Here is a 21,824-nt window from a genome sequence, read left to right as displayed (position 1 = left end):
TCACTGGTCTTCGCCTCCCTTCAGGCGGTTCACGAGGTGGAAGGCGAGCATCACCGAGATCACGGCGACCATGACGCAGCCCATGGCGGCGGCGTAGCCGAACTGGCCGTAGCGGAAGGCCTGTTCGTACGCGAAGAGCATGGGGAGGCGGGTGCGGCCGCCGGGACCGCCGTTGGTCAGGACGTAGACCAGTGCGAAGGAGTTGAAATTCCAGATGAAATTGAGGGCCGTGATGGCGAGGGCGACCGGCTTGATGGCGGGCCAGGTGACGGTACGGAAGCGGCGCCAGGCGCCGGCGCCGTCGAGGGCGGCCGCCTCGTGCAGCTCGTGCGGGGTGTTCTGGAGACCGGCGAGCAGGGCGACCGTGGTCTGGGGCATGCCCGCCCAGATGCCGACGAGGACGACGGCGGGCAGGGCGGTCGCGAGGCCGGTCAGCCAGTCGCCTCCGTCGCCCAGGCCCAGGTCGCGGATGGTCTCGTTCAGGATCCCGGCGTCGGGGTTGTAGACGAGGCGCCACATGATGCCTACGACGACTTCGGGCATGGCCCAGGGGATGATCGCGAGCGCCCTGGCCAGCCAGCGGAAGCGGAGGTTCTGGTTGAGCAGGAGGGCGAGCCCGAGCGCCAGCAGGAACTGCGGCACGGTCACCCCGACCGCCCACAGCAGGCCGATGCGGAACGAGTCCCAGAACAGCGTGTCGTGCAACAGGTCCTGGAAGTTCAGCAGCCCGATCCACTGGGTGGGTGTGGTGCGGCCCGACTGGGAGTCGGTGAAGGCGAGGGCAACGCCGTAGAGCAGCGGGCCGACGCTCAGGATCAGGATGGGGATCAGCGCGGGCAGCACCAGGAACCAGCTGCCGCCCAGGGAACTTCGGCCGGACCGCGGCTTTGCGGTCTCTAATGTCACAGATTCCACTCCTTCGGGCGGCTCGGCGGATCTGGACTGCCCAGCCACCCCGGCGGCCCCCGTCATCGTGCTGACGGGCCGTCGGTTCGTCAACCCCACCTGCGGGAATGCGAGAATCTGTACTCATGGACGAGACACGGGCACGCGAGGTTCTGGCCACCGCCGGACTCCCCGCCTCCCCCTCCGACGCGAAGCTGCTGGCGCTCGGCGAGAACGCGGTGTTCGGGGCCGGCGACCTCGTGGTCAAGATCGGCCGCCGCGACCCGGAGCTGGTGGCGCGGGCCCAGCGCGAACTGGCCGTGGCGGCCTGGCTCGCCTCTTCGGGCGTCCCCGCCGTACGGGCCGCCGAGCCGAAGCCCCGCGTGGTGGAGGGCCACCCGGTGACCGTGTGGCACCGGCTGCCCGAGTCCGTACGTCTCGCGGGCGCCCAGGACCTGGCGGAGCTGCTGCGCCTCGTTCACGCCCTGCCCGCCCCCTCGTTCCCCCTCCCCCGGCGCGAACTGCTCGGCGGCGTCGAGCGGTGGCTGCGGCTCGCGGGCGACGCGATCGACCCGGCCGACGCGGCGTATCTGCGTGAGCGGCGCGACGACTTCGCCGCTGCGGCGGCCGCGCTCACCCCGCACCTGCCGCAGGGTCCGGTCCACGGCGACGCGCTGCCCCGTAACGTCCACGTCGGCCCCGAAGGCCCGGTCCTGGTCGACCTGGAGACCTTCGCCGCCGACTTCCGGGAGCACGACCTGGTGGTGATGGCCCTCTCTCGCGACCGCTACGGCCTGGACCCCGAGGCGTACGACGCCTTCACTTCCGCGTACGGCTGGGACGTACGCGAATGGTCCGGCTGCGCGGTGCTGCGCGGCGCCCGTGAGACGGCCAGCTGCGCCTGGGTGGCGCAGCACGCCCCGTCGAACCCGGCGGCGCTGGCCGAGTTCCGCCGGCGGGTGGCGTCCCTGCGCGACGGCGACCCCGAAGTCCGCTGGTACCCGTTCTGAGGAGCCGCGGTCCGAGGAGCGGCAGCCGGGCGGCGGGTGGGCGGCGGCAGGGCGTCAGCGCGTTACCGGGGTCAGCTCGCGCAGCGGCCAGCGCGGATCGATGACCGCGTCCGGGGTGCCCTTTTTGCGGAGGAATTCCTGGAAGTTGGCGGCCCAGTCGGCGTACCACTGGATCTGCTTGTCGTGCAGGTCGGCAGGGGCGAGCGCCGCGATCGACGGGTGGCGTTCGGCTATCGCGCAAGCGACCCTGACCGCGGCGAGGGCGTCGGCCGAGGCTTCGTGGGCGCCGTCCAGGACCACGCCGTACTCGACGCAGACCGCTTCCAGCGTCCGCTTGCCCCTGCGGTAGCGGTCGACGGCGCGGTCGATCGTGTACGGATCGATGACCGGGCCGATGCCCGCGCCGTCGCGCCGCTCGCTCAGTGACGGCAGCCCGTGCCTGCTCAACTCGGCCGCGAGCAGCGTCAGGTCGAAGGCCGCGTTGTACGCGACGACGGGCACCCCCCGCTCCCAGTAGCCGGTGAGCGTCTGAGCGATCTCTTCGACGACCTCGCGGGCGGGCCTGCCCTCCGCTCCGGCCCGCTCGCTGCTGATGCCGTGAATCGCCGACGCCTGCGCCGGAATGCGGATGCCCGGGTCGGCCAGCCAGTCGCGCTGCCGGACCACTGTGCCGTGCTGCACGCCGACGATCGATGCCGTGACGATCCGGGACTCCAGCGGCTCCGTGCCGGTCGTCTCCAGGTCGAATCCGACCAGCGCTTCCCCGTGCCATCCCATCCTGGGACCTCCTTCGCGATGCTCCCCCGGAAGCTCCCCGGTGGAAAACCACCCTCGCACGCACCACTGACAACGCCCTCAGGAGACCGTCATGAGACCGGTCGGGAGTCCGCCCACACGGCTTCGAATTCCTCCCGATATGTATCGAAAAGACCGTTCTCACCTTCTTGGCCGCCTTGTCCGTTCCGGACCACGCCGCGCCTGCCGCCCCGCAGCACCAGCACCGGCGCCTCCATGCCGCGCGCCTTGCGCAGATACGTCTGGATGACGGCGAGCCCGTCCGAGCCGTCCCCGTCCACGAGGTACGCCGTGAAGCGCGGCGTCTCGTCGAAGACCTGGATCTGGAACGCCCCCGGGTCACGGAGCTTGGAGCGCACCCGCCGCATGTGGAGGATGTTCATTTCCACCGAACGGCTCAGCTCGCCCTTCTTCAGCCCGAGTTCGCGCTCGCGCCGTTTGACCGCGCTGCTCGCCGGGTTCAGGAAGAGCAGGCGTATCCGGCACCCGGACTCGGCCAGCCGCACCAGCCGCCTGCCGGAGAAGTTCTGGACGAGGAGGTTCAGGCCTATGCCGATCGCGTCGAGCCGCCGCGCGCCGCCGAAGAGGTCCTCGGCGGGCAGCTGGCGCTGGAGCCGTACCCGGTCCGGGTGGACGCTGACCACATCGGCGTACCGGTCCCCCACCAGATCCTCGACCGCGTCCACCTTGAGCCGGTCCGACGACGACACGCCCGTCCCGCTGCCCAGGATTTCCAGCAGCCGCGCGGACGCCCGTTCAGCCTGGGCCAGGACCGCCTCGGACAGCGCCCGGTTGCGTGAGACGACGTTACGGGTGACCTCCAGCTCGTCCAGGGCCAGCTCGACGTCGCGCCGGTCGTCGAAGTACGGCTCGAAGCACGGCCAGTGCTGCACCATGAGCTCGCGCAGCTGAGGCAGCGTGAGGAAGCTGATGACGTTGTCGTCGGCCGGGTCGAGCAGGTAGCCCTTCCTGCGGGACACCTCCCGTACCGCGACAGCGCGCTGCACCCACTCCTGGCCCGCGGGCCCGGCGGCCGCGACCACCCAGTCGTCCTCGCCGTGCACCGGCTCGTAGATGGGCCGGAGCACCCCGGCGACGACGGCGCGCAGCCGCTGCTCCACGAGATTCAGCCAGATGTAGGCGCGCCCGGCCCGCTGAGCGCGCGTACGCACCTCGCTCCACGCGTCCGCGCCCCAGTCCAGCTCCGCTCCGATCTCCATCGGCCGCGCAAGCGAGACCGCTCCGGGCGGGACGCCTGCGGAACCCCCCTCGTGACCTGCGTCACCGGGGGGCAGTTCCAGCCCTCCCGAGCTCACCCACGCACCGCCTTCAGCTCCTGGAAGCCCCGTCTTCAACGATCAAGGAAGGGTACTCCGGGAGCGGGAGGCGGTGCAGCCGGATCCGCAGGCTCCTTTCCCAACTCCCTTACCGGTAATGCCCGTTCTGTCCTGCGAGATCAGCCGGAGTGAGCGGATTCATAGCGGTTACGTCCCTGGGCGCGAGCTGGAAACCCTGCCAGTGGACCGGCATGGGCTGCTGGTCCTCATCGCGGGCGATGTGGTGGAACCCGATGTTGACCCAGGTGATGGGGTTCTTGAGGACCTCGCCGTTCACCCACTTGTCGACGCTGTCCGGCGCGTTCTCGCTCCCGCAGTCGCGGATGTTGTTGCTCGCGAACTGTTCACACTTGCGGTAATTCGTGAAATACACGTCGTGTTTGGTGAAGCTGCGCCCCGGGTGCTTGTTGGTGCTGCCGGGCACGATCTCGTACGAGCGTGCGTGCCCGTCCTTGTTCTTTCCCGTCGCGCTGACGACCCGCCACCACCGCATGCTTTTGGCGTCGCCCGCGAGTTCCTTCGCTATGGGGGTACGAGTCGTCTTGGTGGTGGGCATTCCATTGCCCCGCGGCGGTGTCACCTTCGAGTCGTACTGCTCGATCCGGTTCTTCGCGTTGCCGTCGAGACCGAAGTTGAGCCGCCAGAAGACGTTGTGGCTGTGGCTGGTGGCGTAGTCCCGCGCGCCCTTGCCTATCGGCCAGCCCCGGCCGTCGGTGGCGTCGTAGTCCTCCGGTGCGAGGCTGCCGGTCGCTCCGACGTTGGCGGATATGGTGCCGTCGGACGAGAACCGCCACTCAGTGATGTACTCGTACCAGGACACCTTGTTGACGGTGTAGACGAGCAGGTCCTTGCCCTGGGCCTGCCAGACCTTGGTGCCCTCGTCATTGGCGAGGCGGTACGCGTGCCCACGCGCACGCGTGGTCGTGCAGATGCCCTTGACGTTGCCGTTCCCGGGGACCCGGACGGTCTTGATGGTGCCGCCGGGGCATTCGGCCGGCTTCAGGTCCTGGAGTTGTGCGCCGAAGTCCTGGCCGGTGAGGTCGTCGTACTCCGCCTCGCCGTTGTCGTACGGCACGTGCACCTGAGCGAGCTTGGCGCTCGTCAGGACGCGGATCGGTTTGGGTTCGCCCTTGGGCTGGTACGACACCTTTTCCAGGACGAGGCCGGCGTCGCTGTCGTAATTCCAGCACATGCGCCAGGTGGTGCCGCCGTCGAGCTTCTGCTCGATGCGGTACGCCGCGCTGCAGTCGGCCGGGGGCGGTGCGGGTGCCGCGGGTGCGGCACCGGGGGCCGCGTTGGGTGCCGCCTTGGGGGCCGCGGTGGCCGCGGAACCGCCCGCGGCGGCGAGGCCGCCCATCAGGGCGGCGACGGCGAGGGTTGCCGCGGCCCGCTTGCGGGCACCAGAAGCTCTGTTGAGGTGCATGAGCATGAACTCCCTCGTACGGAAGTGCGGGAAGGGAAGGAAGAGGATGAGACGGGCGTCGAGAGGGCCGGGAGGGTGGTCAGCCGATGCGGCCGACGGTCCTCGCGCTCAGGTCGACGACGAGATCGCGGGCGTCGATCCACGGTCCGTTCCTGACCTTGGGCGTGACGCGGACGCACCGGTGCACCCCGCACTTCGCGAGCGCCGGCGGCACCGTCTCCTCGCGGTCCGCCCGGTAGATCCCGCCGCTCACCCGCAGCTGGTCCACCGAGGTGAGCGGCTTGCCCATGGCGTCCTGATAGTCCTTCTTCAGGCCCTCGCCGAGCGGACTCGCCATGATCAGCTCCGCGGCCTCACGGCTCTCCTGGCGGGTCGGCGACGGCTGTACGCCCTTGACCGCACCGGACCGCTCGACCTTGCCGGTGGCGAGGTTGACAGTTTTCGTCACCAGTTCATCGCTCTTGTAGTCGTAGTACGAGACCTCCGCGCGGCGCGGCGGCGCGGCGTCGTCGACCTCGGACGGCTCCATCTCGCTCAGGTTCGTGCCGAGGTGCTGCGGCCCCCGGTCCCCCTCGACGTCCCTGCCGCCGGCGAACTGCGAGGGCGTCAGCGCGAGCTTCTCCACCCGCTCCAGCTCGGCGTCCGTCAGGGGGTCCCTGCCGATGCCCTGCTCGTCCGCGGCCGGGGCGCCCTCGACCACCCCGGGCGCGGGCGCCTGCCCCGCCGCCGTGCTCGCGCTGTCCCGGTCCCCCTGGGCGCTCTGCTCTCCCTGGGCGGCGGACCCGGCGACGGCCGGCGCGTCCCCCGACCGGCCGGCCCGCGTGTCGTCGGCTCCCACCGGATCCGGCAGGGTCACCCCGATCATCACCGCGGTTCCGGTCACCGCCATCGCGGCTCCCGCCAGCACCTTCCCCAGATGCCGGCGCACTGTGCTGTTCACAATGCCCCCTACTCGTCCCGGAGCCCCATGTCGCCCCGCGCGTCGCACGCGCCAGCAACTGGCATACCGGGTATGCGTGGTCACCCGGTAGGACGGCGCGAAGTCCTAGGAGGTTGCCCCACTTTCGGGGAAGATCTTGTGCGAAGTGCCCCGCAGAACCCGGATCAGAAGTGGAAGAGTCGATCGCATGCAGGTCTGGCCGGGAGAGGCTTACCCACTCGGCGCCACGTACGACGGCGCCGGAACAAATTTCGCTGTCTATTCGGAGGCCGCCGACCGGATCGAGTTGTGCCTGTTGCACGACGACGGTTCGGAGACGGCGGTAGAACTGCGCGAGACCGACGCGTTCGTACGCCATGCCTTTCTGCCCGGCATCATGCCGGGCCAGCGCTACGGCTACCGGGTCCACGGCCCGTACGCCCCCGCGCAGGGCAAGCGGTGCAACTCCGCCAAGCTGCTGCTCGACCCGTACGCGCGGGCGATCAGCGGGAAGATCGACTGGGGCGAGGCGGTGTACGGCTACCACTTCGGAAAGCCGGACTCACGCAACGACCTGGACTCGGCGCCGCACATGATGGCGTCGGTGGTGGTCAATCCGTACTTCGACTGGGGTGACGACCGCCCGCCTCGCACGGACTATCACCGCACGATCCTCTACGAGGCCCATGTGAAGGGCCTCACGATGATGCATCCGGACCTCCCCGACGAGCTCCGGGGGACGTACGCGGCGCTGGCGCATCCGTCGATCATTTCGCACCTGACGGAACTGGGCGTGACGGCGCTCGAATTGATGCCGGTGCACCAGTTCGTCAACGATCACCGGCTGGCCGACGCGAATCTGAGCAACTACTGGGGTTACAACACCATCGGATTCTTCGCCCCGCACAACGCGTACGCGTCGTGGGGCGACCGCGGCCAGCAGGTCCTGGAGTTCAAGACCGCCGTACGGGCGCTGCACCGGGCGGGCATCGAGGTGATCCTCGACGTCGTCTACAACCACACGGCGGAGGGGAACCATCTGGGCCCCACGCTGTCCTTCCGGGGGCTGGACAACGCCTCGTACTACCGTCTCGCCGACGATCCCCGCTACTACATGGATACGACGGGGACTGGGAACTCCCTCCTTATGCGCTCGCCGCACGTACTCCAGCTGATCATGGATTCGCTGCGGTACTGGGTGACGGAGATGCACGTCGACGGCTTCCGCTTCGATCTGGCGGCAACGCTGGCCAGGCAGTTCCACGAGGTGGACCGGCTTTCGTCCTTCTTCGACCTGGTGCAGCAGGACCCGGTGGTCAGCCAGGTGAAGCTGATCGCCGAGCCGTGGGACGTGGGCGAGGGCGGCTATCAGGTGGGGAATTTCCCGCCGCTGTGGACCGAGTGGAACGGCAAGTACCGGGACACCGTGCGGGACCTGTGGCGGGGGGAGCCGAGGACGATCGCGGAGTTCGCGGGGCGGCTCACGGGCTCGTCGGACCTGTACCAGGACGACGGGCGCAGGCCGCTGGCGTCCATCAACTTCACCACCTGCCACGACGGTTTCACGCTGGCCGACCTGGTCTCGTACAACGAGAAGCACAACGAGGCCAACGGTGAGGGCAACCGGGACGGCGAGAGCCACAACCGGTCGTGGAACTGCGGGGCGGAGGGAGACACGGACGATCCCGCGATCCTGGAGCTGCGCGCCCGCCAGATGCGCAACTTCATCGCGACGCTGATGCTGTCGCAGGGCGTGCCGATGCTGTCGCACGGGGACGAGTTCGCGCGGACCCAGCGCGGCAACAACAACGCCTACTGCCAGGACAACGAGCTGTCCTGGGTGCACTGGCCGGACAAGGACGACGAGGAGGGCTCGCTCCACACGTTCACGCGCGCGATGGTGTGGCTGCGGCGGGACCATCCGGTCTTCCGGCGCAGGCGCTTCTTCCACGGGCGTCCGGTGGAGGGCACGCACGACGACCTGTCGGACATCGCGTGGTTCACACCGGACGGCAAGGAGATGGCCCAGCGGGACTGGCAGGCGGCTCACGCGAAGGCGCTGACGGTCTTCCTGAACGGTCACGCGATTTCGGAGCCGGGGCCGCGCGGTGAGCGGATCTCGGACGACTCCTTCCTCCTGATGTTCAACGCGAGCGCGAAGGACCTCGACTTCACGGTGCCGATCAACCACGGGAAGCAGTGGCAGGTCGTGGTCGACACGGCGCGGGCCGAAGGGGTGCCACCGGGGAGCGGTCCGAAGGTGGGAGCGGGCGAGCTGGTCACGCTGATCGGACGGAGCCTGGTGGTGTTGCAGCGGCCGGCCTAGGGGCCGGGGCTTTGGGGGCGGGGCTGGTGGACCACGCCAGTACGGTGCAGAGCGTGGCCGCCCCTACCGCGACGGCGAACGCCGCGGGCGCCCCGCTCCCCTCCGCCAGACGGCCCGAGAGAGCGAGGGCGAGGGCCTGGCCGCCGACGATGCCGCTTGTCAGGAAGGCCATCGACTCGGCCAGTCTGTTCTCGGGAACGATCCGTTCGGTGAGGCCGAAGATGGTGATCAGGTGGGGGGCGTACGCCACTCCGAGGACCACGACGACGGCGTACAGCGCCCACAGGGACCGTACGAACAGCAGCGGGACGGACAGCACGACCAGGGCCGCCGTCGCGGCGCGCCAGCGGGCCGTCAGGGTGATCCTGGCGGGCACTGCCGCCATGGCGAGTCCGGCGGCCGCGCTCATGACGCCCATGGCCGCGTAGACGAGCCCGGCCTGCTCCGGCTGCCCGAGCCGTCCCGTGAGCGCCGTGATGCCTGCCTGGGACGCGCCGAACATGGCTCCCTGGAGGACCATCGCGGTGCGCAGCGCGTAGACGGCGCGGGGCAGGCTCGTACGTACGGAGGATGCCTGCCGGGACGCTGGGCGTACCCGGGACGCCGTCGGATGCAGTGCGAACCAGGTGCCGCATACGGCCAGTAGACCCGCTGCCACGAGCAGGGCGGCCGCCGGGTGCGCGAGGGCCGCCGCGAGGCCGACGAGGGCGGGGCCGAGGACGAAGGACACCTCGTCGAGCGTTCCCTCGAACGACAGGACGGCTCCGACGATCCGTTCGTCGGCGCCGTTCCTGCGGGCGATCGCGACCGATCTCGTACGCGCCATCGGACCGACCTGGGGAACGCTCGCTCCCGCGAGCGCGCCGATGAGCGCGAGGGGAAGCGTTCCGACGTGGTCGAGGGCGGCGAACACGAGCGCCGCGACGGCGACCGCGTTGACGAGGGCGGCGACCAGGACGACGGTGCGCTGTCCGTGGCGGTCCGCCACCCGGCCGAGGAGCGGCCCGCCGGCCGTCTGTCCTGCCGCGAGGGCGCCGCCGACCAGTCCTGCCGTGGCGAGGCTGCCGCTGGTCTCGGCCACCAGCAGCAGGCTGCCGAGCTGGCACATCGCGGTCGGCAGCCTGCCGAGGAACGACACGACGGGCAGCACGGGACTGGTGAGGGCGATGACCTTGCCATAGGTGCGAAAGGTTCCCGGCATCAGGTGAACGTAATACCGGGTCATCACACGTACGCATGGGCCGATGACACAGAAGCGCCCAATCCGGGTACGTACGTTCGCATGACGCCCACCGCAACCTATCGGCTCCAGCTCCGCTCCGACTTCCCCTTCTCGGCCGCCGAGGAAGCGGTGCCCTATCTGGCCGCGCTCGGGGTCTCCCATCTGCATCTGTCACCCGTGCTCGAAGCCGTGCCCGGCTCCCAGCACGGATACGACGTCGTCGACCACGCGCGCGTGCGGGCCGAACTCGGCGGCGAGGAGGGACTGCGCGCGCTGTCCCGTACGGCTCACGCGCACGGCCTCGGTCTGATCCTGGACATCGTGCCGAACCATATGGCCGTACCGGCGCCCGAAAGCCTGAACCAACCGCTGTGGGAGGTGCTGAGAGAGGGTCCCGGTTCGCCGTACGCCCGGTGGTTCGACATCGACTGGGAGGCGGCCGGCGGCAAGATCCTCCTGCCCGTACTGGCGCACCGGATCGGTGACGAGCTGGAGGGGCTCACGGTCGACGGCGAGACCCTGCGCTACTACGACCACGTGTTCCCGCTGCGCGAGGGCACGGCGCGGCTGCCACTGCCCGAGCTGCTGGATGCCCAGTGGTACCGGCTCACGTGGTGGCGGCTGGCGCGGACCGAACTGAACTACCGGCGCTTCTTCACCATTTCGGAGCTGATCGGGGTCCGGGTGGAGGATCCGGAGGTCTTCGCCGCTTCGCACGCGAAGATCCTTCAGCTGATGGAGGACGGGGTGGTGGAGGGCCTGCGGATCGACCACCCGGACGGGCTCGCCGACCCGGAGGCGTACCTGCGGCGCCTCGGTGCGGCGGCCGGGGGCCGCTGGACGGTCGTGGAGAAGATCCTGACCGGCGGCGAGCGGCTGCCCGCCGAATGGCCGGTCGCGGGTACGACGGGGTACGACGCGCTGTACCGCATCGACGGTCTGTTCACCGATCCGGACGGCGTCGGGGAACTGACCGCTCATTACCGCGATTTCGCGGGCCCTTCCGGGGACCGCGGCGGTTACTGGGAAGCGACAGTACGACGATCGGCGTACAAGGTGCTCACGCACGAGCTGGCCGCCGAGACCCGTTACCTCGTCCGTACGGCGGAACGGATCTGTGCGGCTGATCCCGCGTTGCGCGACTTCGCGCCGTGGGCGCTGCGCACAGCCGTACGGGAACTGCTGGTGCGCGTTCCCGTGTACCGCCCGTACGTGACGGCGGGCGGGCCCTGTCCCGAGAGCGCCGAGGCCGCCGTGCCGGTGGAAGCGGTGCGGCAGGTGAAGGCGGCGTTCGCGGTGCCGGAGGAGGCGGCGGTCGTCGACCTGGTGCGCGATCTGGCGCTGGGGAGGCTGGGCGGGGGGCCGGACCGTGCGGCGTTCTGTGCGCGGTTCGCGCAGACGGCTTCGGCGCTGCGCGCCAAGTCGGTGGAGGACACGGCCTTCTACCGGTACACGCCGCTGCTCTCGGCGAACGAGGTGGGCGGCGATCCCGGGGCGCCGAGTTCGGCTCCGGCGGACTTCCACGCCTTCTGCGCGCGGCTGGCCCGCGACTGGCCGGCCACCGGCACCGTGCTGTCCACGCACGACACGAAGCGCAGCGCGGACGTACGCGCGCGGATCGCAGTGCTGTCCGAGTGCCCGCAGCGCTGGGCCCGGCTGCTGGCGGGGCTGGCCTCGGTCCCTGTCCCCGCCCCCGACGCTCACCTCGCGTGGACGGCCTGGCAGACCGCGCTCGGCTTCGGGGAGCCCGACGGGGAGCGGCTGACGGCCGCGCTGCTGAAGTCCGTACGGGAGGCGGGGCTGCACACCAGCTGGACCGAGCAGGACGCGGTGTACGAGCAGGCGGTGGCCGACTTCGTGGCGGCGGGTCCCGCGGGGCCGCCGTTCGAGACGGTGGCGAAGTTCGCGCGGGATCTGGGTCCGTACGTACGGGCCAATATGCTCGGGGCCGCGCTGCTGCATCTGACGATGCCGGGGGTGCCGGATCTCTACCAGGGCACGGAACGGGAGTTTTGCGCCCTGGTGGACCCGGACAACCGGCGTCCGGTCGACTTCACGCCGCCCGCCGCCGGCGAGGAGGGCCTGTCTGCGGAGAAGTACGCCGTCACAGTGGCGGCGCTGGGGCTGCGGCGGGAGCGCCCCGACGTCTTCGGCGAGTCGGGCACGTACACGCCGCTCACGGCCGTGGGCCCGGCGGCCGGCCACTGCGTGGCGTTCTGCCGCTCCGGGGAGGCGGTGACAGCCGTCACGCGCTTGTCGCTGCGGCTGGCGGAGGCGGGCGGCTGGCGGGACACGGAGCTGGTGCTGCCGGAGGGGGTGTGGGGGGATGTGCTGGCTCCGGGGCGGGGTTACTCCGGGGCGGTGCGAGTGGCCGACCTCTTCGCAGAACGTCCGGTGTCGCTCCTGACGCAGGAGCGGGCGTAAGGGCGTTCTCCTGCGGTGCTGTTCCCCACCCCGCCCCTTCCCGCTGTGACACTTTGCGGCTCCGCCGCGATGGGGGGCAAGCCCCAGCCCCCAGACCACACAGACGCCCTGCGGGCGTGTCCTCAAACTCCCCCATAGCCTTGAGGGCATGGGAGGGACCCCCTGGACGGGCTGAATTCCCCTTGGCGAGCACGGCCCGCAGAGCACGGCCGGACGTGCCGCGTGCGGTACCAACCAGCCCGTCCGGCGTTTGAGGACCCGGGTCTGGGGCGGAGCCCCAGTTCGGGAAGGGGCGGGGTGGGGAAGAATGCCTCCGCCGTCACGACGTCGCGGTGCAGTCCCCGTACGCCCGTACCGAGGGATCCCGGGGCTTCCCGTGCGGCCACGCATCGCACAGCAGACCGGCGAACGCCGCCGCCGCGCCGGTGAGCTCGACGCGGGAGAAGACCGTCAGGGCGCGCCGCCAGGGAGGGTCGACCGGCAGCACCACACAGTCCTCCCCCACCGCCCCCCGCACCACGTGCGACGGCGCGGTCGCCACCCCCACCCCCGCCGCCGCCATCCGCACCGCCGTCGAGGTGTGCTCGGTACGGACCGCCGTGCGCGGCGCGAAGCCCTCCTTGGCGCAGGCCCAGTCGAGGAACTGCCGCCCGTCGATCACCGCCTCCATCGCGCACCGCACCCACGTACGGTCGGCCAGCTCCGACAGGCGTACCGACGTACGACCGGCCAGAGGGTCGTCGAAGGCCACGACCAGGACAATCTCCTCCTCCCCGACCGGCACCACCGGGCCCTGCCACGAGCGCGGCGGGGCCGGCCCGACCGCCAGGTCGGCCACGCCCCGTTCCAGTTGCTCTTCCAGTGCCTCGGTCGTCGCGTACTCGTGCAGAACCAGGGCCACGCCAGGGTGTTCGCGACGCCAGCGGGCGAAGACGTCGGGCAGGATGCCGACGGCCACGGAGTGGACGGTGGCGATGTGCAGCTCGCCGCCCTCCGCCCCGGCGGCCGCCCTGGCGGCGCGCCGGGCCTGGACGGCGCTGCGCACGGCGAGTTCGGCGTGCGGCAGGAAGGCGCGGCCCATCACCGTCAGCCGTACGCCGCGCGGCATGCGTTCCAGCAGCGCCCCGCCGACGGACTTCTCCAGGGCCTTGATCTGGTGGGAGAGGGCGGGCTGCGTGACGTGCAGGATCTCGGCCGCCCGGGTGAAGGACTCCTCCTCGACGACCGTGAGGAAGTACTCCATCTGCCGCAGGCTCATCCGCCACCCCTCCCTTTCCCATAAAGGCTGTGCATGGGAGTCAGAGAAACATTGCCTTGGACTCATAGCAAGGAGCGGGCGGAGGGTGAGGCCATGACTGAGACTCATGAAACCGATGTGATCGTGATCGGCGGCGGCACCGGGGGTTACAGCACCGCCCTGCGCGCCGCGTCCCTCGGCCTGAAGGTCGTCCTGGTGGAGCGCGACAAGGTGGGCGGCACGTGCCTGCACCGCGGCTGCATTCCCAGCAAGGCGATGCTGCACGCCGCCGAACTCGTCGACGGCATCGCGGAGGCGCGGGAGCGGTGGGGTGTGAAGGCGACACTGGAGTCGGTGGACTGGCCGGCGCTCGTTGCCACCAGGGACGACATCGTGTCCCGCAACCACAAGGGCGTCGAGGCACACCTGTCGCACGCGGGCGTCGAAGTCGTTCACGGGAACGCCGAATTGACCGGTCCCCGGAGCGTACGGACAGAAGGTGGCGGCGGTGGCGGCGGTGGCGGCAACTTCACCGCGCGCCGTGGCATCGTCCTTGCGACCGGATCCCGTCCGCGTACGCTGCCGGGCCTCGACCCGGACGGCAACCGCGTCGTCACGAGTGACGACGCACTGTTCGCTCCCGGACTGCCGCAGTCGGTCCTGGTGCTCGGCGGTGGTGCGATCGGCGTGGAGTACGCCTCGTTCCACCGTTCCATGGGCGCCGAGGTCACCCTGGTCGAGGCCGCGGACCGGCTCGTACCGCTCGAAGACGCGGACGTGTCCCGCCACTTGACGCGGGGCCTGAAGAAGCGCGGCATCGACGTGCGGGTGGGCGCGCGGCTGCTGGACGCGACCGTGCTCGAGAGCGGTGTACGGGCGAATGTCCGCACCTCGCGCGGCGAGACGCGCACGGTCGAGGCCGCGCGGCTGCTGGTCGCCGTGGGCCGCGCCCCGGTGACCGACGGGCTCGGCCTGGCGGCGGCCGGACTGACCACCGACGAGCGCGGTTTCGTCGCGCCCGCCGACTGGTCCCGGCTGGAGACGGCCGTACCGGGCATTCATGTGGTCGGTGACCTCCTGCCACCGCCGTCGCTCGGTCTGGCCCACGCCTCGTTCGCGGAGGGCCTGCTGGTGGCCGAGACGCTGGCGGGCCTCGCCTCACCGCCCGTGGACTACGCGGCGGTTCCCCGGGTCACGTACTCCTCGCCGCAGACCGCGTCGGTCGGTCTGGGCGAGGCGGAGGCACGGGGCCGCGATCACGACGTCGTGGTCAACACCATGCCCCTGACCGCTGTGGCCAAGGGCATGGTGCACGGTCAGGGCGGCGTGGTGAAGGTAGTCGCCGCGCGTGGCGGGCAGGTTCTCGGCGTGCATCTCGTGGGCCCCAACGTCTCCGAGATGATCGCCGAGAGCCAGCTGATCGTCGGCTGGGACGCCGAGCCCTCCGACGTCGCCCGCCACATCCACGCCCACCCCACGCTTTCCGAGGCGGTCGGCGAAGCCTTCCTCACTCTCGCCGGACGGGGCCTGCACCAGCAGTAGCGGGGCGGGCCGGCCCGTGACTCGGCACGGCGGGCTGAGCTGAGCTGAGCTGCGACGAACGCGATGTCTGAAAACCGCCAGCATGCTCGCGGTCGGTCGGGCGAGAATCCGCTCATGATCGCTGAAACGCAGGGAATCCGCATCCGGCATCGCGGGCATGAACCGCAGGTCCATCCCACCGCCTACGTCGCCCCGACGGCCACGCTGGTCGGTAATGTCCACGTGGGGCCGAGGGCGCGGGTGATGTACGGTGCGGTGCTCGATGCCGAGGGGTCTCGGATCGAGGTCGGGGAGGCGGCGGTGATCTGCGAGAACGCGGTGTTGCGCGGGTCTGCGGTCGCTGGCGATCAGCCGGTGCTTGTCGGCGACCACGTCTTCGTGGGGCCGCATGCCACGCTGCTGGGCTGCGAGGTCGGCAGGTGCGTCTATGTGGCGACCACGGCGACGGTTCTGCAGTGCGCACGGTTGGGGGCTGGCTCGGTTGTCGCTGTCGGCGCGCTCGTCCATGCGCGCACCGTTCTGCCGGACGAGTACTTCGTGCCGCCGCACACCGTGGCGCTTGACGCGCCGGTGCGGCTGCTGGCCCCTGGTGATCCGGGCTTGGCCGAGGCCGTCGGCCGGGTGGGCTTCGCGCAGGTGGCGTTCGGTGTCGACGCGGAGTGGACCGACCGGATCAGCCGGTACGAGCAGATCGCGGAGGTGCGCGTCGCCGAGTTCGGCACGCACGCGGACGATGAGGTTCTGAATCTCGGCTAGCGCCGCATCAGTGACCCTTGTGCTGTGCTGAGGTGACGCGCCGTCCGGATTCCACTCCGGCGGCGCGCGTCCGGCACGCTGTGCTGGTGGCCGAACGAGTACGTATCCGCGAGATCGATGACGACGAGGGTCGGCGGCTGCTGCGGATCATCCGCAGGGGCACCGGGTCGGTGGTGACCTGGCGGCGGGCCCAGATGGTGCTGCTGTCCGCGCAGGGCATGCCCGTGGCGAAGATCGCCGAGGTGACGTTCACCAGCGCAGACCGGGTCCGGGACGTGATCCACAACTTCAACGCCGGCGGCTTCGACTCCCTCTACCCGAAGTACAAGGGCGGCCGGCCCAAGACGTTCACCCTCCCAGACGCCGTGAGATCAAGAAGATCGCCAAGTCCAAGCCGGCCGAGCACGGCCTTCCCTTCTCGACCTGGAGCCTGGCCAAGCTGGCCGACTTCCTGGTCGCCGAGGGGGTGGTCGACGACATCAGCCACGAGGGCCTTCGGGTCCTGCTCCGCGAGGAGGGCGTCTCGTTTCAACGCATGAAGACTTGGAAGACCTCCCGTGACCCCGACTATGCCGCCAAGAAGGCCCGCGTCGAGCACCTCTACGCCATCGCCGACGGCGAGGTCATGCCCGAGGAAGGCGAGCCCGAAGTCGTGTTCTGCCTTGACGAGTTCGGCCGCTCAACCTCCAGCCGCACCCGGGCCGGCAGTGGGCCGAGCGCGGCGGGAAGCACAAGGACCCCGACCGGGAGCCAAGGCCCCGCCGTCGGGCGACCTACACCCGCCCGCACGGGGTCAGGCACCTGTTCGCCGCCTACGACCTGGGCAAGGACCAGCTCTACGGCCACATCAAGCCGAGAAAGCACCGCACGAGGTTCCTGGAGTTCTGCCGCTACCTGCGCGGCCTCCACCCGCCCGAGGTCCGGATCGCGATCGTGCTCGACAACTTTTCCCCGCACCTGACCACGAAGAAGGACTCCCGGGTCGGCGACTGGGCCGCAGCCAACAACGTCGAGTTCGCCTACACGCCGACCAACAGCTCCTGGCTCAACCGCATCGAGGCCCAGTTCACCGCCCTGCGCTACTTCGCGCTGGACGGCACGGACCATGCCAGCCACAAGGAGCAGGGCAGCATGATCCGCCGCTACATCATCTGGCGGAACAAGCACGCCGCCGACGAACGGCTACGTGAAGTGGTTGACAGGGCGAGCGTTGCCTGATGCGGCACTAGAACTGGGGTCGCTCAACCCCGACCACCCGGTCGACCGTGAGAATCAACTGGAACTCAGCGCGCGGAGAGGCGGAAGCTCATCCGTCCAAAGCTCACCTGGTCCCCGTCCCGCACCAGGACGGCTCCCGTGACGCGGCGCCCGTTGACGGACGTGCCGTTGGTCGAACCGAGGTCGCGCAGGATCCACCTGCCGCCCTGGACGGACAGTTCGGCGTGCACGCGCGAGACCGTGTCGTGGCTGAGCCGCAGTCCGTTCGCGGGATCGCGCCCGATCCTCAGCGGGTACGGACCCGGTTCGGGGAACAGCAGCTTCGGCAGCCGCTCCGACTGCCACGCCCTGCGCAGCCCCACCGTGAACGCCGACGCCCGTTCCACCGCGCTGAACAGCCCCCGCGCCCAGCGGCTCTCGGTCTCCAGATCGGAGGTGAGTACGGCCAGTTCGTCGGAGCGGCGGGCGACCAGGGCGAGTTCCATCCGGCGCATGAAGGTGTCGTGCGACAACTTCCCCTGGGCCGCGCCTTCTCTGAGCACCCCGAGGACACGGTCGCGCTCGGCGTCGGACAGCCGGGCGGGATACGTGGGGAACTCGAAGGAGGACGTCACAGAGCTGATTGTCGGGCCGAGCGGGCTCAGGTGTCCAGAAGAAGAGGTCATCCCGTACGGCCTGACCTGCGACCTGACCTGCGCGGACTGATTCCGTGCCCGGAGCCGCATCATGATTGTTACTGTCTGCGGACTCACACGTCACAGGGGGACGGCTTGACCGCCATACCGCAGGACCAGGAACTGATCGTACGACCGCTCGCGGGACCGGAGGAGCTCGGTCTCTTCTGCCGGCTCGCGTACGTTCTCGACCACGAGCTGGCGGACGACCTCGCCACCGGCCGCCGCCGTCCCGAGTGGATGTGGGTGGCGCTGCGCGGCGACCGGGTACTGGCCCGCCTCTCCTGGTGGACCTCCAGGGCCGGTGACCCGCCGGGCGCTCTCGACTTCTTCGACCTGGACGACACGCTGGCGGAGCCCGAGCGCGGCGAGATCGGCCTGCGCCTTCTGGAGACGGCGTCGGACGCCGTTCTCCCGGCCGGAGCGCCGCGTCCCGAGTACGGCCGTTTCGTTCCGCCCGACTGGCACGACGACGCGGTGGCCCGCGACGTGGTCGAGGCCCGGATGAGGGTCCTGGAGAAGACCGGGGCGCGGCTGCTCGTCGAGCGCCTGCGGCTCGAATGGCGCCCGGGCACTCCGCTCCCCGAGCCCGCCGGCCGGCTGACGTTCCGTCCGGCGGAAGACCGGGAGGAGCTCGTCGCGCTGATGACGCTGGTCCTGGAGGGCACGCTCGACGCGCACAGCCAGAGCGAGCTGGCGTCGGGGCTCAGCGCGCGTGAGGCCGCCGATCTGCAGTACGAGGAGGAGTTCGCCGCCTACACGTCACCGCGCGAGTGGTGGCGGATCGCCGAACTCCCGGGCGGTGGCGGTCCGGTCGGTTTCGTCGTACCGGCGCGCAACAACTACCACCACACCATCGCCTACATCGGTGTCGTGCCCGCCCATCGCGGCCACGGCTACATCGACGACATCCTCGCCGAGGGGACGCGTGTCCTCGCCGCCCAGGACGTGCCCCGTATCCGCGCGGCGACGGACCTCGCCAATGTTCCGATGGCCAAGGCCTTCGAGCGCGCCGGGTACGTCAATTTCGAGCGCGCGATCAATATGACCTGGAGCTGACGATTTACCGGCGGATCACGCCCGGCTGACGCACCATGGTTGGCGGCATCGTCGACGAGAGGGGCCGCCAGTGCTGTTCGAGGTGTGGGCGCCGAAGGCCGGGCAGGCAGAGCTTCAGCTGGCGGGCAGGACGTACGCCATGGAGCGTGATCCGGCGCGGGACGGGTGGTGGACGGCCGACGCCGACGGGGGTGAAGGGGCACGTTACGGCTACGCCCTGGACGGCGGCCGTGTCCTGCCCGACCCGTGCTCGCGCCGGCAGCCGGACGGGCCCGACGGTCTCAGCGCCGTCGTGGACCACAACGCCCACGAGTGGCGGACGGACTGGCCGGGCGGCACACCACTGGCGGGGGCGGTCCTCTACGAGCTGCACGTCGGTACGTACACCTCCGAGGGCACCTTCGACGCGGCCGCCCGGCGGCTCGGCCATCTGGCGGAGCTGGGCGTCACCCATGTCGAGCTGATGCCCGTCTGCCCGTTCCCGGGAACGCACGGCTGGGGGTACGAAGGTGTGTCCCTGTGGGCGGTGCACGAACCGTACGGCGGCCCCGAAGGGCTCAAGCGTTTCGTCGACACGGCGCACGGTCTCGGGCTCGGCGTCGTGCTCGACGTGGTCCACAACCACCTCGGTCCTTCGGGCAACTACCTGCCCCTCTTCGGCCCCTACTTCACGGACACGCACCACACGCCCTGGGGTTCGGCCGTCAACCTCGACGCTCCCGGGTCCGACGAGGTACGCGCGTACCTGCTCGGCAGCGCGCTCGCGTGGCTGCGCGACTACCGCATCGACGGACTGCGGCTGGACGCCGTCCACGCCCTCGCCGACACGCGCGCGCTGACCTTCCTGGAAGAGCTCTCCACGGCCGTGGACACGCTCTCCGGCGAGCTGGGCAGGACGCTCTTCCTGATCGCCGAGTCGGATCTGGGGGACCCTCGGACGACTGCTCCGCGCGAGTCGTGGGGCCTGGGTCTGCACGCTCAGTGGAACGACGACTTCCACCACGCTCTGCACACCGCCCTCACCGGCGAGTCCCAGGGCTACTACGCCGACTTCGCCCGCGCTCCCCTCGGTGCGCTCGCCAAGACCCTCACGCAGGTGTTCTTTCACGACGGCACGTATTCGACGTTCCGGGGACGCACCCACGGACGTTCCGTGGACCGCACGAAAACCGCCGCGCACCGCTTCCTCGGTTACGCCCAGACGCACGACCAGGTCGGCAACAGGGCCCTGGGAGACCGCCTTTCCGCCACCCTCTCCCCCGGTCTGCTCGCCTGCGCCGCCACCCTGGTCCTCACCGGCCCGTACGTCCCCATGCTCTTCATGGGTGAGGAATGGGCGGCACGCACCCCCTGGCAGTTCTTCACCGACCACACCGATCCGGAGCTCGCGCAGGCCGTAAGGGAGGGCAGGAGGCGGGAGTTCGCGGCGCACGGATGGGCGGCGGAGGACATCCCGGACCCGCAGGACCCGCGTACCAGGGAACGCTCCTGTCTGGACTGGTCCGAGCGGGAGAACGAGCCGCACGCGCGCGTGCTGGCCTGGTACCGCGAGCTGATCGCGCTGCGCCGCGAGCGGCCCGACCTCGCCGACCCGGACCTGGCGGCGGTCAAGGTCGCGTACGACGAGGGCGCGCGCTGGCTGGCGTACCGGCGCGGTGACATCCGCGTCGCGGTGAACCTGTCGAAGGAGCCCGCCACGATCGGCCTCGGCCGCAACGGTTTGAGCCGCGTGCTGGCGGCCTGGGAGCCGGTGGACGCGCCGGTGGCGGACGGGCTGCTGCGCCTGCCGCCGGAGTCGTGTGTCGTACTGGGCCCCGCCAACGGCTGACACCTCCCCCCGAAGCGCTAACCGACGACGGCCATCTCGCGGGCCGTCGTGTTGAGGCGGCGCCCGCCGTCCCCCGTCACGGTCACGATGTCCTCGATGCGTACCCCGAAGCGCCCCGGCAGGTAGATGCCGGGCTCGACGGAGAAGCACATGCCCGGTACGAGCGGCTGCTCCTCGCCCTCGATCATGTACGGCGGTTCGTGCGTGGTCACCCCGATGCCGTGTCCGGTGCGGTGGATGAACCGCTCGCCGTACCCCGCCTCGGTGATGACCGCGCGCGCCACCCGGTCCACCTCCTGGCAGGCGATCCCCGGCCGCACCGCCTCGAACGCCGCCTGCTGCGCCTCCCGTACGACGTCGTGGACGCGCTGCTCCTCGGCGCTCGGGGCGCCGACATGGACCGTACGGGAGGTGTCGGAGCCGTAACCGTGCTTGAGGCCGCCGAAGTCGAGGACGACCATGTCGCCCTCCTCGATGACGCGCTCACCGGCCTCGTGGTGTGGGTTGGCGCCGTTCGGGCCGCTGCCGACGACCGTGAAGTCCACCTGCTCGTGTCCGAACTGCGTGAGGAGGTGGGCGAGTTCCGCGGCCACCTCGTTCTCCCGCCGCCCCGAGAAGCGGACCTTGACGATCTCCTCGTACGTCGCGTCCGCGGCCGCGCCCGCGGCCTCCAGGCGGGCCAGCTCGGCGGCGTCCTTGACGGCCCGCAGCATGGGCAGGGCCTCGGTCAGCGATACGTACGAGGTGGCCGGCAGAGCATGCTGGAGGCCGAGCAGGTGCATCGCCCAGGTGTTGTCGCTGACCGCGAAGCGGCCGTCGAAGTCGAGGAGCGGCGCGGTGACGGCGTACGGGTCCTTGCCGTCCGTCCAGTCGCGCAGGGTGAGTGCGGCGGCGCCGGGGGCCTGCTCGGCGTCCGGCGCCTCCAGGGTCGGCACGACGAGGACCGGGTCCTGTTCGACGGACAGGACGAGCATCGTCAGCCGTTCGGTGGTGGCGGTGGGGCGGTAGCCGGTGAGGTGGTCCAGGTCGGGTCCGGGCGCGACGAGTACGCCGTTCAGACCGGCGTCGGCGGCCGACCGCGCGGCGCGGGCCATGCGGGCGCGGTAGTCGTCGGCGGTGAAGGGCGCGGGGGCGGGAGCGGATGCGGCGGACGCGGGCGCGGAGGACAT

17 protein-coding genes and 1 pseudogene are annotated in these 21,824 nt (G+C 70.6%); 8 read left to right on the top strand and 10 right to left on the bottom strand.

Annotated features, from left to right (window positions below; translation table 11 throughout):
• A complete protein-coding gene (locus J7E96_RS24210) occupies positions 1-906 on the bottom strand; it encodes a carbohydrate ABC transporter permease (RefSeq protein ID WP_215133784.1) in 906 nt (301 codons plus the stop codon).
• Between the two features lie 125 nt (positions 907-1,031).
• Here J7E96_RS24210 and J7E96_RS24205 point away from each other — a divergent pair, with 125 nt between their 5' ends.
• The gene (locus tag J7E96_RS24205) at positions 1,032-1,895 is read left to right on the top strand and encodes a phosphotransferase enzyme family protein (protein WP_215133783.1); all 864 of its coding nucleotides are present in this window, start codon (positions 1,032-1,034) and stop codon (positions 1,893-1,895) included.
• A gap of 54 nt (positions 1,896-1,949) precedes the next feature.
• On the opposite strand, the gene J7E96_RS24200 is transcribed toward J7E96_RS24205, so the two are convergent.
• The 4 genes from J7E96_RS24200 to J7E96_RS24185 all read right to left on the bottom strand — a co-directional run bounded on the left by J7E96_RS24200 (position 1,950) and on the right by J7E96_RS24185 (position 6,390).
• Complete coding sequence (locus tag J7E96_RS24200; protein WP_215133782.1) at positions 1,950-2,672, bottom strand: 3'-5' exonuclease; 723 nt, start codon at positions 2,670-2,672, stop codon at positions 1,950-1,952.
• Positions 2,673-2,761: 89 nt separating this feature from the next.
• Positions 2,762-4,006: an SAV2148 family HEPN domain-containing protein gene (locus J7E96_RS24195; RefSeq protein WP_215133781.1), complete on the bottom strand. Its 1,245-nt coding sequence runs from the start codon at positions 4,004-4,006 to the stop codon at positions 2,762-2,764.
• A 109-nt stretch (positions 4,007-4,115) separates the two neighbouring features.
• Entirely contained in the window at positions 4,116-5,450 is a 1,335-nt protein-coding gene (locus J7E96_RS24190) for a copper amine oxidase (protein WP_215133780.1), read from the bottom strand.
• Positions 5,451-5,529: 79 nt separating this feature from the next.
• A complete protein-coding gene (locus J7E96_RS24185) occupies positions 5,530-6,390 on the bottom strand; it encodes a Tat pathway signal sequence domain protein (protein WP_215133779.1) in 861 nt (286 codons plus the stop codon).
• 187 nt (positions 6,391-6,577) lie between these two features.
• Here J7E96_RS24185 and glgX point away from each other — a divergent pair, with 187 nt between their 5' ends.
• Positions 6,578-8,695, top strand: coding sequence for a glycogen debranching protein GlgX (gene glgX / locus J7E96_RS24180; RefSeq protein WP_215133778.1), 2,118 nt, complete (start codon positions 6,578-6,580; stop codon positions 8,693-8,695).
• Here the strand turns inward: glgX and J7E96_RS24175 are convergent.
• Positions 8,649-9,896 (bottom strand): MFS transporter, encoded by a 1,248-nt coding sequence (locus J7E96_RS24175; RefSeq protein WP_215133777.1) that lies wholly within the window; start codon positions 9,894-9,896, stop codon positions 8,649-8,651. The genes glgX and J7E96_RS24175 overlap by 47 nt on opposite strands.
• A gap of 81 nt (positions 9,897-9,977) precedes the next feature.
• On the opposite strand from J7E96_RS24175, the gene treY reads away from it, so the two are divergent.
• Positions 9,978-12,341, top strand: coding sequence for a malto-oligosyltrehalose synthase (treY, locus tag J7E96_RS24170; RefSeq protein ID WP_215133776.1), 2,364 nt, complete (start codon positions 9,978-9,980; stop codon positions 12,339-12,341).
• 319 nt (positions 12,342-12,660) lie between these two features.
• Here the strand turns inward: treY and J7E96_RS24165 are convergent, their stop codons facing one another.
• The gene (locus J7E96_RS24165) at positions 12,661-13,599 is read right to left on the bottom strand and encodes a LysR family transcriptional regulator (RefSeq protein WP_215133775.1); all 939 of its coding nucleotides are present in this window, start codon (positions 13,597-13,599) and stop codon (positions 12,661-12,663) included.
• Positions 13,600-13,692: 93 nt separating this feature from the next.
• Here J7E96_RS24165 and lpdA point away from each other — a divergent pair, with 93 nt between their 5' ends.
• Both lpdA and J7E96_RS24155 read left to right on the top strand, forming a co-directional pair.
• Complete coding sequence (gene lpdA / locus J7E96_RS24160; RefSeq protein ID WP_215133774.1) at positions 13,693-15,120, top strand: dihydrolipoyl dehydrogenase; 1,428 nt, start codon at positions 13,693-13,695, stop codon at positions 15,118-15,120.
• 114 nt (positions 15,121-15,234) lie between these two features.
• Positions 15,235-15,876: a gamma carbonic anhydrase family protein gene (locus J7E96_RS24155; RefSeq protein WP_215133773.1), complete on the top strand. Its 642-nt coding sequence runs from the start codon at positions 15,235-15,237 to the stop codon at positions 15,874-15,876.
• A 7-nt stretch (positions 15,877-15,883) separates the two neighbouring features.
• On the opposite strand, the gene J7E96_RS37635 is transcribed toward J7E96_RS24155, so the two are convergent.
• Positions 15,884-16,129, bottom strand: a complete 246-nt coding sequence (locus J7E96_RS37635; protein ID WP_308296120.1) for a hypothetical protein — start codon at positions 16,127-16,129, stop codon at positions 15,884-15,886.
• Here J7E96_RS37635 and J7E96_RS38525 point away from each other — a divergent pair.
• Positions 16,014-17,094 (top strand): annotated as a pseudogene (locus J7E96_RS38525) (IS630 family transposase). The gene J7E96_RS37635 and the pseudogene J7E96_RS38525 sit on opposite strands and share 116 nt — an antisense overlap.
• Positions 17,095-17,159: 65 nt before the next feature.
• Here the strand turns inward: J7E96_RS38525 and J7E96_RS24145 are convergent.
• Positions 17,160-17,708, bottom strand: a complete 549-nt coding sequence (locus J7E96_RS24145; RefSeq protein WP_215133772.1) for a DUF1707 and FHA domain-containing protein — start codon at positions 17,706-17,708, stop codon at positions 17,160-17,162.
• Between the two features lie 156 nt (positions 17,709-17,864).
• Here J7E96_RS24145 and J7E96_RS24140 point away from each other — a divergent pair, with 156 nt between their 5' ends.
• Both J7E96_RS24140 and treZ read left to right on the top strand, forming a co-directional pair.
• Complete coding sequence (locus tag J7E96_RS24140; RefSeq protein WP_251070346.1) at positions 17,865-18,827, top strand: GNAT family N-acetyltransferase; 963 nt, start codon at positions 17,865-17,867, stop codon at positions 18,825-18,827.
• A 70-nt stretch (positions 18,828-18,897) separates the two neighbouring features.
• Positions 18,898-20,655 (top strand): malto-oligosyltrehalose trehalohydrolase, encoded by a 1,758-nt coding sequence (gene treZ, locus J7E96_RS24135; RefSeq protein WP_215133771.1) that lies wholly within the window; start codon positions 18,898-18,900, stop codon positions 20,653-20,655.
• A 17-nt stretch (positions 20,656-20,672) separates the two neighbouring features.
• Here the strand turns inward: treZ and J7E96_RS24130 are convergent, their stop codons facing one another.
• Positions 20,673-21,824, bottom strand: coding sequence for an aminopeptidase P family protein (locus J7E96_RS24130; RefSeq protein WP_215133770.1), 1,152 nt, complete (start codon positions 21,822-21,824; stop codon positions 20,673-20,675).

Source organism: Streptomyces sp. ISL-96 (assembly GCF_018614035.1).
In the GTDB taxonomy this organism is placed as follows: Bacteria; Actinomycetota; Actinomycetes; order Streptomycetales; family Streptomycetaceae; genus Streptomyces.
This window is presented reverse-complemented; position numbering and strand designations above follow the sequence as displayed.

Coding starts and splice junctions, on each gene's coding strand:
- J7E96_RS24205 (WP_215133783.1), top strand. CDS start 1,032: ATGGACGAGACACGGGCACGCGAGGTTCTGGCCACCGCCGGACTCCCC.
- J7E96_RS24200 (WP_215133782.1), bottom strand. CDS start 2,672: ATGGGATGGCACGGGGAAGCGCTGGTCGGATTCGACCTGGAGACGACC.
- J7E96_RS24190 (WP_215133780.1), bottom strand. CDS start 5,450: ATGCACCTCAACAGAGCTTCTGGTGCCCGCAAGCGGGCCGCGGCAACC.
- glgX (WP_215133778.1), top strand. CDS start 6,578: ATGCAGGTCTGGCCGGGAGAGGCTTACCCACTCGGCGCCACGTACGAC.
- J7E96_RS24175 (WP_215133777.1), bottom strand. CDS start 9,896: ATGCCGGGAACCTTTCGCACCTATGGCAAGGTCATCGCCCTCACCAGT.
- treY (WP_215133776.1), top strand. CDS start 9,978: ATGACGCCCACCGCAACCTATCGGCTCCAGCTCCGCTCCGACTTCCCC.
- J7E96_RS24165 (WP_215133775.1), bottom strand. CDS start 13,599: ATGAGCCTGCGGCAGATGGAGTACTTCCTCACGGTCGTCGAGGAGGAG.
- lpdA (WP_215133774.1), top strand. CDS start 13,693: ATGACTGAGACTCATGAAACCGATGTGATCGTGATCGGCGGCGGCACC.
- J7E96_RS24155 (WP_215133773.1), top strand. CDS start 15,235: ATGATCGCTGAAACGCAGGGAATCCGCATCCGGCATCGCGGGCATGAA.
- J7E96_RS24130 (WP_215133770.1), bottom strand. CDS start 21,824: ATGTCCTCCGCGCCCGCGTCCGCCGCATCCGCTCCCGCCCCCGCGCCC.